The 14,692-nt window shown below is 71.7% G+C and carries 12 protein-coding genes; 3 read left to right on the top strand and 9 right to left on the bottom strand.

Annotation, left to right across the window (positions count from 1 at the left end; translation table 11 throughout):
- Nucleotides 1–83: 83 nt before the first annotated feature.
- Both VFO68_RS06690 and VFO68_RS06695 read right to left on the bottom strand, forming a co-directional pair.
- Nucleotides 84–2,561 (bottom strand): DNA topoisomerase (ATP-hydrolyzing), encoded by a 2,478-nt coding sequence (locus VFO68_RS06690; protein WP_325157285.1) that lies wholly within the window; start codon nucleotides 2,559–2,561, stop codon nucleotides 84–86.
- Between the two features lie 21 nt (nucleotides 2,562–2,582).
- Nucleotides 2,583–4,634 (bottom strand): DNA topoisomerase IV subunit B, encoded by a 2,052-nt coding sequence (locus VFO68_RS06695; RefSeq protein WP_325157286.1) that lies wholly within the window; start codon nucleotides 4,632–4,634, stop codon nucleotides 2,583–2,585.
- A gap of 162 nt (nucleotides 4,635–4,796) precedes the next feature.
- Here VFO68_RS06695 and VFO68_RS06700 point away from each other — a divergent pair, with 162 nt between their 5' ends.
- A complete protein-coding gene (locus VFO68_RS06700; protein ID WP_325157287.1) occupies nucleotides 4,797–5,117 on the top strand; it encodes a hypothetical protein in 321 nt (106 codons plus the stop codon).
- Here VFO68_RS06700 and VFO68_RS06705 read toward each other — a convergent pair.
- The 4 genes from VFO68_RS06705 to VFO68_RS06720 form a co-directional block, all read right to left on the bottom strand.
- Nucleotides 5,104–6,381, bottom strand: a complete 1,278-nt coding sequence (locus VFO68_RS06705) for a ferredoxin reductase family protein (protein ID WP_325157288.1) — start codon at nucleotides 6,379–6,381, stop codon at nucleotides 5,104–5,106. The two genes, VFO68_RS06700 and VFO68_RS06705, sit on opposite strands and share 14 nt — an antisense overlap.
- Nucleotides 6,382–6,614: 233 nt before the next feature.
- A complete protein-coding gene (locus tag VFO68_RS06710) occupies nucleotides 6,615–7,250 on the bottom strand; it encodes a TrkA family potassium uptake protein (RefSeq protein WP_325157289.1) in 636 nt (211 codons plus the stop codon).
- A gap of 19 nt (nucleotides 7,251–7,269) precedes the next feature.
- Nucleotides 7,270–8,670 carry a TrkH family potassium uptake protein gene (locus VFO68_RS06715; protein ID WP_325157290.1) on the bottom strand — a complete coding sequence of 467 codons (1,401 nt, stop codon included), beginning with the start codon at nucleotides 8,668–8,670 and terminating at the stop codon, nucleotides 7,270–7,272.
- Between the two features lie 59 nt (nucleotides 8,671–8,729).
- Nucleotides 8,730–9,164, bottom strand: a complete 435-nt coding sequence (locus VFO68_RS06720) for an NUDIX domain-containing protein (protein ID WP_325157291.1) — start codon at nucleotides 9,162–9,164, stop codon at nucleotides 8,730–8,732.
- Nucleotides 9,165–9,348: 184 nt separating this feature from the next.
- Between VFO68_RS06720 and VFO68_RS06725 the strand changes: the two genes are divergently transcribed.
- Nucleotides 9,349–10,209 carry a peptidoglycan-binding protein gene (locus VFO68_RS06725; protein WP_325157292.1) on the top strand — a complete coding sequence of 287 codons (861 nt, stop codon included), beginning with the start codon at nucleotides 9,349–9,351 and terminating at the stop codon, nucleotides 10,207–10,209.
- Here the strand turns inward: VFO68_RS06725 and VFO68_RS06730 are convergent, their stop codons facing one another.
- Genes VFO68_RS06730 through VFO68_RS06740 form a run of 3 tightly spaced genes read right to left on the bottom strand, consistent with a single transcriptional unit; the run spans nucleotide 10,210 to nucleotide 13,036 of the window.
- Entirely contained in the window at nucleotides 10,210–10,983 is a 774-nt protein-coding gene (locus VFO68_RS06730) for a citryl-CoA lyase (RefSeq protein ID WP_325157293.1), read from the bottom strand.
- Nucleotides 10,980–12,197 carry a CoA transferase gene (locus VFO68_RS06735; RefSeq protein WP_325157294.1) on the bottom strand — a complete coding sequence of 406 codons (1,218 nt, stop codon included), beginning with the start codon at nucleotides 12,195–12,197 and terminating at the stop codon, nucleotides 10,980–10,982. The genes VFO68_RS06730 and VFO68_RS06735 overlap by 4 nt, the downstream gene beginning before the upstream one ends.
- Before the next feature lie 8 nt (nucleotides 12,198–12,205).
- Nucleotides 12,206–13,036: an IclR family transcriptional regulator gene (locus VFO68_RS06740; RefSeq protein ID WP_325157295.1), complete on the bottom strand. Its 831-nt coding sequence runs from the start codon at nucleotides 13,034–13,036 to the stop codon at nucleotides 12,206–12,208.
- A gap of 186 nt (nucleotides 13,037–13,222) precedes the next feature.
- Here VFO68_RS06740 and VFO68_RS06745 point away from each other — a divergent pair, with 186 nt between their 5' ends.
- Nucleotides 13,223–14,692 carry an aldehyde dehydrogenase family protein gene (locus VFO68_RS06745; protein ID WP_325157296.1) on the top strand — a complete coding sequence of 490 codons (1,470 nt, stop codon included), beginning with the start codon at nucleotides 13,223–13,225 and terminating at the stop codon, nucleotides 14,690–14,692.

Raw genomic sequence — 14,692 nt, forward strand, 5'->3', positions numbered from 1 at the left:
ACGGCCCGACCCAGCACGCAACCGGCCGGAGGCCGGCGCCGCAGGCGCCGGCCTCCGGCCGGTTTCGGGCATCGGGCCTACACCTAGCCCCGCTCGATCAGGTGACCGATGACGTCGGGGCCGGGGTGGGCGTGGCCGGAGCCGTCGCGGCGGGGGTCGGGAGCGGGCAGTTCGACCGCGACCCCGGTGGATGACGCGCCGGCGGGGCGGGGGCCGACCCAGGCCAGGACGAGCCCGGCCTCGCCCTTGAGGAACCGGTGCGCGCGGACGCCGCCGGTGGCGCGGCCCTTGGCAGGGTACTGGTCGAACGGCGTCACCTTGACGCTACGGCCGGTCGAGGTCACCACCATCGGCTGGCCGTGCTCGTCGTCGTCGGTGCGGACGGCGCCGAAGAACACGACGCGCTCACCCTGGCCGAGGTTGATGCCGGCCATCCCGCCGCCGCGCAGGCCCTGCGGCCGGACCAGGGTGGCCGGGAACCGCAGCAGCGAGGCGTCCGACGCCACGAAGGTGAGCGTCTCGGTGCCGTCGGTGAGCCAGGTGGCGCCGACCACCTCGTCGCCCTCGCGCAGGCCGATCACCTCGAACTCGTCGGAGCGCACCGGCCACTCCGGCGCGCACACCTTCACCACACCCGACCGGGTGCCGATCGCGAGACCGGGGCCGTCCCCGGCGAGCGGCGCGATGCCGATCACCTTCTCCCCCGCCTCCAGCGGCACCAGTTCGCTCGCGGCCATCCCGCCGGACAGCGACACCGTGCCCGGCTGCTCGGGCAGCACCGGCAGCGGCAGCACGTCGGTCTTGAACGCCCGGCCCCGGCTGGTGACCAGCAGGACCTGGCCGCGCGCCGTGGTGTGCACGAGCGCGGCGACCGTGTCGTGTCTGGCCCGGCCACTGCGCCTGCGGCCCTCGGACACCTCCTCCGACTCGGCCGCGGTCCGGGCGACCACACCGGTCGCGGACAGGATCACCTGGCACGGGTCGTCGGCGACCTCCAGCGGCCCGGCCGGCACCGACGCGGCCAGCACCTCCTTGAGGTCGCCGCCGATCAGCGCCGTGCGCCGCTCGGTGGCCAGATCCTTGGCGACCTCGGCCAGCTCGGCCGACACCACCTGCCGCAGCACCGCCTCGTCGTCCAGGATCCGGGACAGTTCGGCGATCTCGGTGCGCAGCCGGTCCTGCTCGGTCTCCAACTCGAGCACGTCGTACCTGGTCAGCCGGCGCAGCGGCGTGTCGAGGATGTAGGTCGCCTGGATCTCGGACAGGCCGAACTGGCTCATCAGGCCTTCCTTGGCGGCCTGCGCGTTGTCACTGCCCCGGATCAGCCGGATCACGGCGTCGATGTCGAGCAGCGCCAGCAGCAGACCCTCGACCAGATGCAGCCGCTCCTCCCGCTTGCGCCTGCGGAACCGGGTGCGCCGGGTCACCACCTCGAAGCGGTGCGCCAGGAAGACCTCGAGCAGCGCCTTGAGCCCCAGCGTGCGCGGCTCCCCGTCGACCAGCACCAGGTTGTTGATCCCGAACGACTGCTCCATCGGGGTCAGCCGGTACAGGTCGGCCAGCAGCGCCTGCGGGTTGACCCCGACCTTGCACTCGATCACCACCCGGATGCCGTTCTCCCGGTCGGTCAGGTCCTTGACATCGGCGATCCCGGTGAGGCGCTTGGACTTGGTCACCTCGTCGGTGATCTTCTCGATGATCTTCTCCGGCCCGACGCCGTAGGGCAGTTCGGTGAGCGTGATCGCCTGCCGGCCGCGGCTGCCCTCCAGCGGGCCGGTCTCCGCCTTGGCCCGCATCCGCACCACACCGCGCCCGGTCTCGTAGGCCTTGCGCACCTCGTCCAGCCCGAGCAGCGAGCCGCCGGTCGGCAGGTCCGGGCCGGGCACGAACTCCATCAGCCTGTCCAGCGTGGCGTCCGGGTGCTCGATCAGCCAGACCGCAGCGTTGATCACCTCGCCGAGGTTGTGCGGGATCATGTTGGTGGCCATCCCGACCGCGATCCCGGAGGTGCCGTTCACCAGCAGGTTCGGGAAGGCCGCCGGCAGCACGCCCGGCTCCTGCAGCGAACCGTCGTAGTTCGGGCGGAAGTCGACGGTGTCCTCGCCCAGTTCGCCGACCAGCAGCATGGCCGCGGCCGACATGCGCGCCTCGGTGTACCGGGACGCGGCCGGCCCGTCGTCCGGGGAACCGAAGTTGCCGTGCCCGTCGATCAGCGGCGCGTTCATCGAGAAGTCCTGCGCCAGCCGGACCATCGCGTCGTAGATCGCGCTGTCGCCGTGCGGGTGGTACTTGCCCATCGCGTCGCCGACGATGCGCGAGCACTTCACGTAGGCATGCGTCGGCCGGTAGCCCTGCTCGTACATCGAGTACAGGATCCTGCGGTGCACCGGCTTGAGGCCGTCCCGGGCGTCGGGCAGCGCGCGGGAGTGGATGACCGAGTAGGCGTACTCGAGGTAGGAGTCCTCGATCTCGCGCTGCACCGGTTTGTCGATCACCTTCGCGCCCGCGCGGTCGAACGCGGCGGGGTCGATCCGAGTTACGGGGCCTTTTCGGCGTGCCATGTGTGGTCTCTCTTACCTGGTCTAGATGTCGATCGCGTCCTGGTCGACCCGCGCCGCCGACTCCACGAGCCAGGCGCGCCGGGGCTCCACCTTCTCCCCCATCAACAACTCCAGCGCGTCGTCGGCGGCCCGCGCGTCGTCGAGGGTGATCCGGCGCACCGACCGGGTGGCCGGGTTCATCGTGGTGTCCCACAGTTCGTCGGCGTTCATCTCGCCGAGGCCCTTGAACCGGGGCACCGGGGTGACCACCTGCTTGCCCGCCTTGGTCAACTGGGCGACCGTGGTCTCCATCTCCCGCTGGGTGAACGTGAACCTGGTCTCCGGGTTGCGGCCCCTGGTGGTCACCTTGTGCAGCGGCGGCATCGCGGCATAGAGCCGGCCGTCCTCGATCACCGGGCGCATGTACCTGGCGAACAACGTGATCAGCAGGGTGCGGATGTGCGACCCGTCGACGTCGGCGTCGGCCATCAGGATGACCCGGCCGTACCGCATCGCGGACAGGTCGAACGTGCGTCCGGTGCCGGCGCCGAGCACCTGCACGATCGAGGCGATCTCCACGTTGCGCAACGTGTCGGCGAGACTCGCCTTCTGCACGTTCAGGATCTTGCCGCGCAACGGCAGCAGGGCCTGGTACTCCGAGACCCGGGCCATCCGCGCCGAGCCGAGCGCGCTGTCGCCCTCCACCAGGAACAGTTCGCTGCGCGCCACCCCGGTGGTGCGGCAGTCGACCAGCTTTGCCGGCATGGCCGCGCCTTCCAGCGCGCTCTTGCGGCGGGCGGCGTCCTTCTGCTGCTTCTGGGTCAGCCGCACCCGGGCGGCGTCGACCACCTTCTGCAGCACGGTTTTGGCTTCGCCCTTGGTTTTGCGGTCCTCGGTCCACGCCTTGAGCTCGCGCTCGACCACGCCCTGGATGACCTTGGTGATCCCGGCGGTGGACAGTTCGTCCTTGGTCTGCGAGGTGAACTGCGGCTCGGGGATCCGCACATGGATGACCGCGGTCATGCCCTCGAGCATGTCGTCCAGGGCCGGCGGATCCTCCTTCGGCTTGAGCAGGCCGCGCGAGCGCGACACGGCCTCCTGCATGGCCCGCACCACACCGCGCTCGAAACCCTTGCGGTGCGTGCCGCCGTGCACGTTGCGGATGGTGTTGGTGAAACACTCGACCGTCTGCTCGTAGCCGGTGCCCCAGCGCAGCGCCACCTCGACCTCGGCCCGTCGCTCCACTTTGGACCGCATGACGCCGTTCTGGTCGGCGGCGTTCTCCAGGTAGGTGCCCTCGCCGTTGAGCAGCAGGGTGCCGGACACCGGTCGCTCGCCCGCCGGGGCGAGGAAGTCCACCATGTCGGCCAGGCCGCCCGGAAAGTGGAACGTCTCCTCGCCGATCGCCCCGTCGGCGGCCTGCCGCAGCACATAGCTGACGCCGGGCACCAGGAACGCGCTGTGCCGCAGCTTCGCGCGCACGACCGCCACGTCCAGCGCCGCGCCGGCCTCGAAATAACGGGCGTCGTACCAGTACCGGATCGACGTGCCGGTCGGTTCGCCGCGTTTCATCTTTCCGGTGACCTGCAGCCCGGACCGCTCGGTGAAGCCGGCCGTCGGGCCGGGACCGTCGAACACCCCGGGAATGCCGCGCGCGAACGACATCTGGTACACCTTGCCGCCCTGCCGCACGGTCACGTCGAACCGGTGCGACAGCGCGTTCACCGCCGAGGCGCCCACCCCGTGCAGGCCGCCGGACGTCTTGTACCCGGAACCGCCGAACTTGCCGCCGGCGTGCAGCCGGGTGAGCACCAGCTCGACCCCGGACAGGCCGGACTTGGCGTGCACCCCGGTCGGGATGCCGCGCCCGTCGTCGTCCACCTGCACGCTGCCGTCCGCGTGCAGCGTGACCACCACCCGGCTGGCGTGCCCGGCGATCCCCTCGTCGGTGGAGTTGTCCACGATCTCGGTGAACAGATGGTTGACGCCACGGCTGTCGGTGGACCCGATGTACATGCCGGGTCGTTTGCGCACCGCTTCGAGACCCTCGAGATGGGTCAGGTCATCAGCGCCGTACAGGGCCTCCGCACTCACCCGCTGAGCGTATCCGCCGGCGCCGACACCGCCCGGCCAACGGTGGTCACCGGCGCGGCGGTCGGGCCGGAGGATCACCAGCAGAAACACCCGCGACGGTTGTGCATCCGTTGCGGGCCCTGGTCGAATCCACGTGGAGAACGCACGGCTACCGGGGGCGACATGGTTGAGCCGGCCGGCGAGGGTTGCGAGCCGGACCTGCGGCAGGCCGCCGAACGCGGCGACGTCGACGCCATGGTCCGGCTCGGCAGGCTGGCCTGCGCACGCGGCGAGGTGGACCAGGCGCGGCGGTGGTGGACCTTCGCGGCGGCCGCCGGGCACGTCGAGTCCATGTTCCTGCTGTCCCGGCTGGCGGCGCAGGCGGGCGACCAGGAGCAGTGGATGCTGTGGACGACGCAGGCCGCCGCCGCCGGGCACCCGGAGGCCCAGCGGATCGCCCGGGAGCTTGACGGGCCGGGACCGGACCCGCTCAGGCCAGGCTGAACTTCTCCGCGTGCACCTGCAGGTTGGGCACCCCCAGGGTGCGCAGGCTGGCCAGCACGGCGGCGGTCATGGCCGGCGGGCCGCAGACGAAGACGTCCCGGTCGGCGATGTCGGGCACCCCGTTGCGCAGGTTCACCGGGTCGAACGGCCGCGCGCCCTCGCCGCTGCGGCCGGTGAGCAGGTGCAGGATCCCGCCCCGGGCCGCGACCAGTTGCCGCAACTCGTTGAGCAGCACGGCGTCCTCGGCGCTGCGCACCCGGTAGAGCACCACCACGTGGCCGGCCGGCTGCTCCTCCAGCAGCGCCCGGATGGGCGTGATGCCCACCCCGCCGGCGATCAGCAGCAGGTTGGGCCGGGTGCGGTGCATCGAGGTGAACGCGCCGTACGGCCCCTCCACGAACGCCCGGGTGCCGACCGGCAGGTGCCGCAGGCCCGCGCTGGTGGTGCCCACCGCGCGGGCGGTCAGCCGCAGGTACCGGCCGTTGGGCGCCGCGGACAGCGAGAACGGGTTCGCCTGCCACCACCCGTTGTGCGCCGGGAAGCGCCAGATGCAGAACTGCCCGGCCCGGGCCGGCAGCCGCGCGAGATCACGGCCGCCGACGTAGACGGACACCACGTCGTGCGCCTCCGGCACCACGGCCTCGACCCGGAACTGGTGATGGGCGTTGCGCCACACCGGCATCACGATCCGGCCGACGACAAGGGATCCGAAGGCGACGATCCACAGCAGCCACCAGTAGATCATCGCGAAGGCGGAGGACTTGAACGTGGTCGTCTCGAGCAACTGGTGCACGAACGCCAGCCCCAACGCCAGGTACACCAACAGGTGCAGGGCGTGCCAGGTCTCGTACCGCAGCCGCCGCCGCACATAGCGCATCGACACGGCTGCGATCACCACGACCGTCGCCGCGGCGAGCATGCCCAGCAGCGACGCCGGCACCCCGGCCAGCGCGAGGAACGTCTTCGGCATCGACACGCCGTCCAGCACCGCATACCCCAGCACCACCAGCGTGGCGTGGGTCAGGATGGTCCACAGCAGAGTGAACCCGACCCACCGGTGCCACACGGTCAGCCGGTCCATCCCGATGCGACGGTCCAGCCAGGGCAGCCGGGCCACCAGCAGCAGTTGGAACATCATGATCAGGGCCGCGTGCAGCCCGAAGAACTTGGCGACGGTGAGCACACCGTTCTTTCCGGTGCCGGCGGTGAAGAACAGGATCTCGACGATGGCCACGTTGAGCCCGACGAACGCCCACAGCGCCATCCGTGCCACCATGACCGGCGGTGCCTGATCTTGCCGCGTGCGCGGACCCGTTGTCGCTACCATTGCTCCCTCTCCGCGGATCGTGACCATGCCTGCACCCGGGGTCACGTCCGCCGTGCCGCCAACCCGCCAAGTATGCACAGTGCGGCGGCCCGGCAGAATCCTCGGCGACCGGCCGGAGGCGCCGGCCACTGTGCCCGTTCGGCCGCGATCGTCGCCCGAACGAGCAGCCCTCAGACCCGATCGGTGAACCCCTCGACGGCCTCGCGGGTGCCGGCGACGATGAGGATGTCGTCGCGACCGATCACGGTGTCGGGAGCGGCGTGGGTGAAGTCCTTGTCCGGCCGTTTGATGGCCACGACCGTGACCCCGTACCGGCCGCGCAGCCCACTGTCCGAAAGGGTGCGGCCGACCGTCTCCGCCGGAGCGAGGATCTTGACCAGGGCGTAGTCGTTCTCGAACTCGAGGTAGTCCAGCATGCGTCCGGTCACCAGGTGCGCGACCCGCTCCCCCATCTCGTACTCGGGCAGGACCACATGGTGCACGCCGATGCGCTGGAGGATGCGGCCGTGCCGGCGGCTGACCGCCTTGGCCCAGATGTCGCGGATCTGGAAGTCGACCAGCAGCGAGGTGGTCAGGATGCTGGACTCCAGATCGGTGCCGATCCCGACCACGGCGTGCTGGAAGTCCGCGACGCCGAGTTGCCGCATGGCGTCCTCGTCGGTGGTGTTGGCGACCGCGGTGTGGGTCAGGTCGTCGGCGTAGTCCTGGACGATCCGCGGATCGGAGTCGATCCCGAGCACCTCCGAGCCCCGGCCGGCGAGCTCCCGCGCGACCGAGCCGCCGAACCGGCCGAGGCCGATGACCACCACGCGGGACTGTGCTGACCTAGCCAATGATGGGTCGCTCCTTCGGTCGTTCGAAACGGCGGGCGCGCTCGCGCAGCGCCAGCGCGGACCCGAGCGTGATCGGGCCGAGCCGGCCGACGAACATGAGCACGACCAGGACGAGCTGTGCGACGGCCGGCAGACCGGCGGTGATGCCGGTGCTCAGCCCCACGGTCCCGAACGCCGACACCGCCTCGAACAGCACCGCGTCCAGGCGGTGCGCTGTGGTCAGCAGCAGGACCAGGGTGCCGGCGATCACCGCGCCGACCCCGAGCAGCGCGACGGTCACCGCCTGGCGCACGACGTCGCCGGTGATCCGGCGGCCCAGCGCGTGCACGGTGGGCTCGCCACGCAGTTCGGCCAGAATCACGAAGGCCAGCAACACGAACGTGGTGACCTTGATGCCGCCCGCGGTGCCCGCGCTGCCCCCGCCGATGAACATCAGCACGTCGTTGACGAGCAACGAGGCCGGGCGCAGCTGCGCCACGTCCAGCGTGTTGAAGCCGGCCGTGCGCGGCGTGACCCCGTGGAACCCTCCGACCAGCAGCTTGTCGCCGACTCCCAGCGGCCCCAGGGTGGCCGGGTTCGCCCACTCGATCGCGGTCACCGCGACGACCCCCACCCCGACCAGCCCGAAGTACGTCGCCAGGGTCAACCGGGCGTGCAGCGACCAGCGCCGCCGCCGGCCGCGCAGCCGCCTGCCGATCTCGAACAGCACCGGATAGCCCAGGCCGCCGAGGATCCACGCGAGCATGACCGGCAGCACGATCGCCGGATCGGTGGCGAACCGGACCAGGTTGTCCGCATACAGCGCGAACCCGGCGTTGTTGAACGCCGACACCGCATGGAACACGCCCTCGTAGGCGGCCCGGTCCCACGGCAGGTCGTAGCCGGTGGCGAACCGGACGGTGAGCGCGGCCGCGATCACCGCCTCGACGGCCAGGCTCAGGACGATGACGCCGTAGACCACCCGGCGGAGCTCCCCCAGCCCCACCGCCCTGGTCTCGGCCTGCGCCGACAACCGGATGCGCAGCCCCAACTGGCGGGCGACCAGCAGGCCGAGCAGCGTGGCCAGCGTCATGATCCCCAACCCGCCGATCTGGATCAGCCCGAGGATCACCACCTCGCCGAACCCGGACCAGTAGCCGGCCGTGTCGACCAGGGCCAACCCGGTCACGCACACCGCCGAGGTCGCGGTGAACAGGGCGGTCAGCGGTGCGGTGGCCCGGCCCGACTCGGCCGCGACCGGAAGCATCAGCAGGATGGTGCCCACCAGCACGGCCAGCGCGAACCCCAGCACGACCGAGCGCGCCGGATGCCGGCTGTGGAACAGCGAACGGCCCACCGCGCCCGCGGCCCGAACGACCGGCGACCGCGGCCGCCCGGCCATTCCAGCCGCCACGTCGTCACCCCCAGGCAGCACGCCGTCCATTCCGGAGGGATGCTACCGGGACCGGCGCCTCAGATCGTCTCGCCGTGCTCCAGCGTGAGCACGGTTGCGTCGGCGCGCGCCTTGACGGCCCGGGCGAGGCGGCGGGCGAAACTCTCCGGCACGTAGTCCGCGAGTTGGTCGAGCGGCACCCACTCGCAGCGGTCCAACCCGTTGCGCCCCAACGCCAGCCGCACGTCGGCGGCGCGCAGCCGGCCGCCGTCGAAGACGAACCCGAACTCGTCGGACTCCGGGCCCGGTACCCAGTCGACGACCAGCAGGTTCCGGACGAACCGGTCGACGCCCAGGTCCTCGTACAGTTCGGCGGACGCCGTCACGGCCGGCGAACGGCCCGGCAGCACCGGCCCTCCGGGGATGTCCCATTCGTGCTCGCGGCCGGACCGGTGGACCAGGAGCACGCGGTCGTCATCGACGAACAGCGTGCCAGCCGTGACAAGGGCAGCCATCTCGATCAGAGCTCCTTCCGGTCCGCCGATTCATGATCCGTGCGACGGCGCCCGCCGGCATCTCCCGGGATGCGGGACCACCCGGGGGACTCCGAACACGGCACACTCGAAGTGAAGACGGAAAGTTTCCAATCGGACACCTTGTGTGCCAAGATCGCACCGACCCTGAGCGAACGGAGCGATCATGGACGAACCGCTGCGGACTCATTCCCGGCGCTGGCTGCTCTCCCGGGGACTGGCCGCGGGCGCCGCGGTGACGGTGCCGGTGACGCTGGGCGCCCTGCCGGCCTCGGCCGCGCTGGCCACGGTCGACATGGAACAGGTGCTGCTGGCCTGCCAGGTCGACCCGCCCAAGCCGAACTCCGACCTCACACCGGGCGCCGCCCCGCACGCCAACATCGTGGAACAGGCGCTCCGGGCCGAGGGCCTGCTCGCCGCGGCACAGGTCGACGGCCACTACGGCGTCGCCACCCTGAGCGCGTACGCCGCCTGGCAGCGCAGCCTCGGCTTCACCGGCATCGACGCCAACGGGGTGCCCGGCCGCACCAGCCTCACCGCGTTGGGCTCCGGCCGGTTCACCGTCACCAACCTGGTCACCGCCGGCTCGCGCACCGACTCCTACGGCGGCATGCGCGTCAACACCCGCACCGCCAACATGCTCCGCGCCGCCGACCAGCTGGTGTCCTCGAGCATCGTGCTCACCCAGGGCTCCTACACCTCGGACAACCCGGACTCGGCCGGCACCCACGACGGCGGCGGCGTGGTCGACATCCGCGTCATCAACCTGACCACCACCCAGCGCTGGGAACTGGTCCGCGCCCTGCGCACCGTCGGCTTCGCCGCCTGGCTACGCACCCCCAGCGACGGCTTCGCCTACCACATCCACGCCAACGCCATCTCCGACCCGGACATGTCCCGCACCGGCCGGGACCAGGTCAACGACTACTACTTCGGCCGCAACGGGCTGGCCAACAACGCCGCGGACAACACCCCCCAGCAGTACCGCGTCCCGCTCACCTGGTGGGAGCGCTACCAGCGCGGCTGATCACGGCCGGTAGGTCGGCAGGATCGACGGCGGGATCGGACCTTTGTTGCGCCGCCCCTGGTTGGACTCCTCCCAGGCGTGGGCCAGGATGCCCACGCTTCGGCTCAGGACGAACAGGCCGCGGGCCAGGGGCGGCGGGAAACCGAGTTCGGCGTAGATGACCGCGGTCGCGCCGTCGATGTTCATCGGCACCGGGGTGGCCCGGCCGGCGTTCAGGGCGGACTCCACCGCCCGGGCGGCGCGGGCGTGCCGGCCGGCCACCACCCCGTCCGCGACGGCCTGGTCGACCAGGGCCAGCAACGGGTCGCGGCGCGGGTCCACCGGATGGAAGCGGTGGCCGAACCCCGGGACGTAGCGGTACCCGGCGATCGCGGCGGCGACGGCGTCGGTCAGGCTCCGGCCGGACGCCTCGGCCTCGACGATCTCATTGAGCAACGCGACACACTGCTCCCCCGCGCCGCCGTGCACGTCGCCCAGCACGTTCACGCCGGAGGCGATCGCGTTGTTCAGCCCGACGCCACAGGTCACCGCCATCCGCGCGATGGCGATCGACGGGGCCTGCGGACCGTGGTCGACGGCGGCCACCAGGGCGGCCTCCAGCAGCGCCGCCTCGGCCGGATCGGGCAGGCTGCCCCGGGTCAGCAGCCAGACCGTGGCCACCAGCCCGGTGGTTCCGATCAGGTCCTGGACCGGAATTCCGCGCAGTTCCACCACTCCCGGCTCCATCCGGCAGATGCCGGTGGCCCACCAGTCCGCCGCCTCGGAGCCGGTCATCGCTCGTCCTCGGTCGCCGGAACCGGCACGGGCGGGTCATAGCCGGGCAGCCACTGGTCGATCAGGGCGCCGGTCTCGGCGTTGTGCTCGCCGAGCGCCGGCGGCGGCCCGCCCGGCCGCAGCGGCGCTCCGTCGACCAGCACGCCGTTGCCGCTGGCGCGCACCCGGCGGGTGGGGTCGCCCGGAAACGGCAGTTCGGTGAAGAAGCCCCGGTGCGCCAACTGCGCGGACTCGACCGCCTGCGGCACGGACAGGATGCGCGCGGCCGGAACGCCGACCGCGGGCAGGATCCGCTCCCAGTCGGCGGCGGTGCGGGCCCGCAACGCGGCGTTGACCTCCAGACCCAGTTCGTCGCGGTGCCGCTTGCGCGCCTCCCGGTCGGCGAACCGCGGGTCGGTCACCAGATCGGGGCGGCCGATGGCCTGGCACAGCTTCTCGAACTGGCTCTGCCGGTTGGCGGCGATGTTGAGCGGCCCGTCCGCGGCGTGGAACGTGCCGGACGGCGCCGCGGTGGAGTTCTCCCGCCCGGTCGGGGCCGGCGGCACCCCGCTGATCACGTAGTGGGACACCGTCCAGCCCATCGCGGAGATCGACGCCTCGAGCATGGACAGGTCCAGAAAGCATCCTTCGCCGGTCCGGTTCCGGCCGACCAGTGCGGCCGAGATGGACAGTGCCGCCATCAGGCCGCCGACGGTGTCGCAGACCGGAAACCCGACCCGCAGCGGGGCCGTCTCCTCGGTGCCGGTGATGCTCATCATTCCGGACAGGCCCTGGATGATCTGGTCGTAGGCCGGCGCCTGGCTCATCGGCCCGGTCTGGCCGAACCCGGAGATGGCGCAGTAGACCAGACCCCGGTTCAGGGCGCGCAGCCGCTCGGCGCTGAACCCCAACCGGGCCAACACCCCGGCCCGGAAGTTCTCCAGCAGCACGTCGGCGCCCCGCACCAGGTCCTCGAAGGCGGCGCGCTGGCCGGGGTCCTTCAGGTCCAGCTCGATGGACTTCTTGCCGGCGTTCTGGGCGAGGAACGAGGCGCCGATGCCGGCCCGGTTCAGCTCCGGCTCGGGACCCAGATGCCGGGCCAGGTCACCGGATCCGGGCACCTCGACCTTGACCACCTCGGCGCCGAAGAGCATGAGCTGGTAGCTGCAGTACGGGCCGGCCAGCACGTTGGTCAGGTCCAGCACCCGGATACCGCGCAGTGGTGGGTTGCGCATGCGTGCTCCTAGCCTCGGAATGGGTGGTCGAATCCCCGTTCCGACATGTGGCCCGCGACCTCGAGCAGCGCGGCGACGAACTCGTCGACCCGTTCGTCGGGGAACCGCACCGTGGGGCCGCTCAGGGACAGCGCCGCGACGACGGCGCCGGTACGACCGGTGACCGGCACGGCAACCGCCGACAGCCCGTTCTCGCGCTCGCCGTGGCTGACCGCGAAGCCGCGCACAGTGGCCTCGTCGATCTGGTCTTTCAGGGTCGCCGCGTGTCCCGGCCCGTAGGGCGAACCGCGCGCGACGCGGGCCAGCAGGGCCCGGTCGGCGTCGCGCAGCAGGACCTTCGACGAGGCGCCTGCCCACAGCGGCAGTTCGTCGCCGACGCCGACCACGTGCCGCAGCGGCTGCGGACTTTCCTGCTGTGCCACACAGACCCGCCAGATGTCGCGGAGCACATAGAGATTGACCGTCTCGCGCTGGCGTTGGGCCAGGGAGCGCATGAGCTCCTTGGTCTCCGGGGGAAGCTCCCAGGTGGCCTTGGCCAGATGGGCCCAGCGCCACAGGCCGGGTCCGGCCATGTAACCCTTGGCGGTGGCCCACAGCAGCCCGTTCTGTTCCAGCGTCTGCACCAGCCGGATCACGGTGGTCTTGGCGAGCCCGGTGGCGCGGACGATCTCGGCGATGGAGATCACGGGTTGCGTCTCGGAGAGCAGCCCCAGGATCTCGAAGGCGCGCTGCACGCTGCGCACGCCCTGCGTCTCGGCGGAGTCACCGGCGGTGTACTCCCGTTGCAGGGCGGCCCGATCCGGGTTGGTCGGCTTCACCGCGCTGTTCCCCTTGGCCACTGCGTTCCCACATCCTTGCCGCTTGCCCTCGGGTCCGTCCAGGTTCGACGGGCCCGCCGGTCGCGGCGGTCGTCCGCCGTAACGTCTTCGCCTCGAAGGCTTGCCAGTGATGGTGGCTGGCCGTACGTTACACGCAGTCCGTAGAGCGGTCCAGATGTACCGCTTAGTGGTCCGAGGAGCGGTCTGGTGTTACGTGAGCTGTTCAGCGGGGAGCCCGCACTGGCCCCCGCCTACGTCGGCGGGCGGTGGACCGCGGACGGAACCCGGGCGCCGCGCACCGGGCCCTACACGCGCTCCGTGGTCAGCCAGTTCACCCCCGCGACCCCGGACCAGATCGCCGCTGCCGTGCGGTTCGCCGACGCCAACGCGACTGCCGTGGCCCGGCTGGCGCCGGCCACCCGGGCCGGGATCCTGGACCGCGCCGCGGAACTGGCCGTCGAGCACCGGGCCGGCATCGCGCGGCTGATCGCGCTGGAGTTGGGCAAGCCGGTCAAGGACGGGCTCGGCGAACTGGACCGGGTCGCCGACACCTTCGCGGTGTGCGCCGCCGAGACCCGCCGCATCGGCGGCGCGATGCTGCCGGTGGCCGGGTGGGACCGGGGCGTGGGCAACACCGCGCTGACCTACCGCGCGCCTGCCGGAGTGGCGCTGGCCATCACCCCGTTCAACGCCCCGGCGAACCTGTTGGCGCACAAGCTGGGCGCCTCGTTCGCCGCCGGGAACAGCACCCTGGTCAAGGCCCCGCCACAGGCGCCGGCCAGCAGCGCCGCGGTCGTCGCACTGCTGCTGGAGGCCGGGATGCCGGCCGAGGCGGTCCAGTTGCTGCACGGCGGCGGCGCGGTCGGCGCGGCGTTGTGCGCCGCCCGCGAGGTGAGCGTGATCAGCTTCACCGGCAGCCCGGAGACCGGGGCCGCGGTCGCCCGTGCGGCCGGCGCCACCCGGCTGGTGCTGGAACTGGGCGGAAACGCCGCGACGATCGTGTGCGCCGACGCCGATCTCGCGCACGCGGCGCGAACCTGTGCCCGCACCGGCTACACCAACTCCGGACAGAGCTGCATCTCGGTGCAGCGAATTTACGTGCAGCGGTCCCGGTTCGACGAGTTCCTGGCGGCCTTCCGGTCCGAAGTGGACAGCCTGCGGGTCGGTGACCCGCTCGATCCGGGAACCGACGTCGGCTCGATGGTCGACGAGGACGCCGCCGTGCGGGTGCAGAAGTGGGCCGGCGAGGCGGTGGACCAGGGCGCCCGGCTCGTCCTGGGCGGCACCCGGGACGGCGCGACGCTGCACCCGACGATCCTCGCCGCCCCGTCGCCGGACAGTGCGGTGGTGCGCGAGGAGGTGTTCGGCGCCCTGGTCGCGGTGCTGCCCTTCGACGACCTCGCCGGGGTGATCGAGACCTGCAACCAGAGCCGGTACGGGTTGCAGGCCGGACTGTTCAGCACCGACCTCGGCACGGTCATCACCGCCTGGCGGGACCTGCGGGTCGGCGGGCTGGTGGTGAACGGCTCCTCCAACTACCGGCTGGACCACGTTCCGTTCGGCGGCGTCAAGGACTCCGGCTTCGGCCGCGAGTCGCCGGCCCAGATGATCGAGGACTACACGGTGATCAAAACGTTGATACTGCGCGGAATGTCCGTGTGGGGCGAGGGCCGCTGA

Origin of the sequence: Actinophytocola sp. (assembly GCF_035712165.1) — a bacterium.
Taxonomy (GTDB): domain Bacteria; phylum Actinomycetota; class Actinomycetes; order Mycobacteriales; family Pseudonocardiaceae; genus DASYTH01.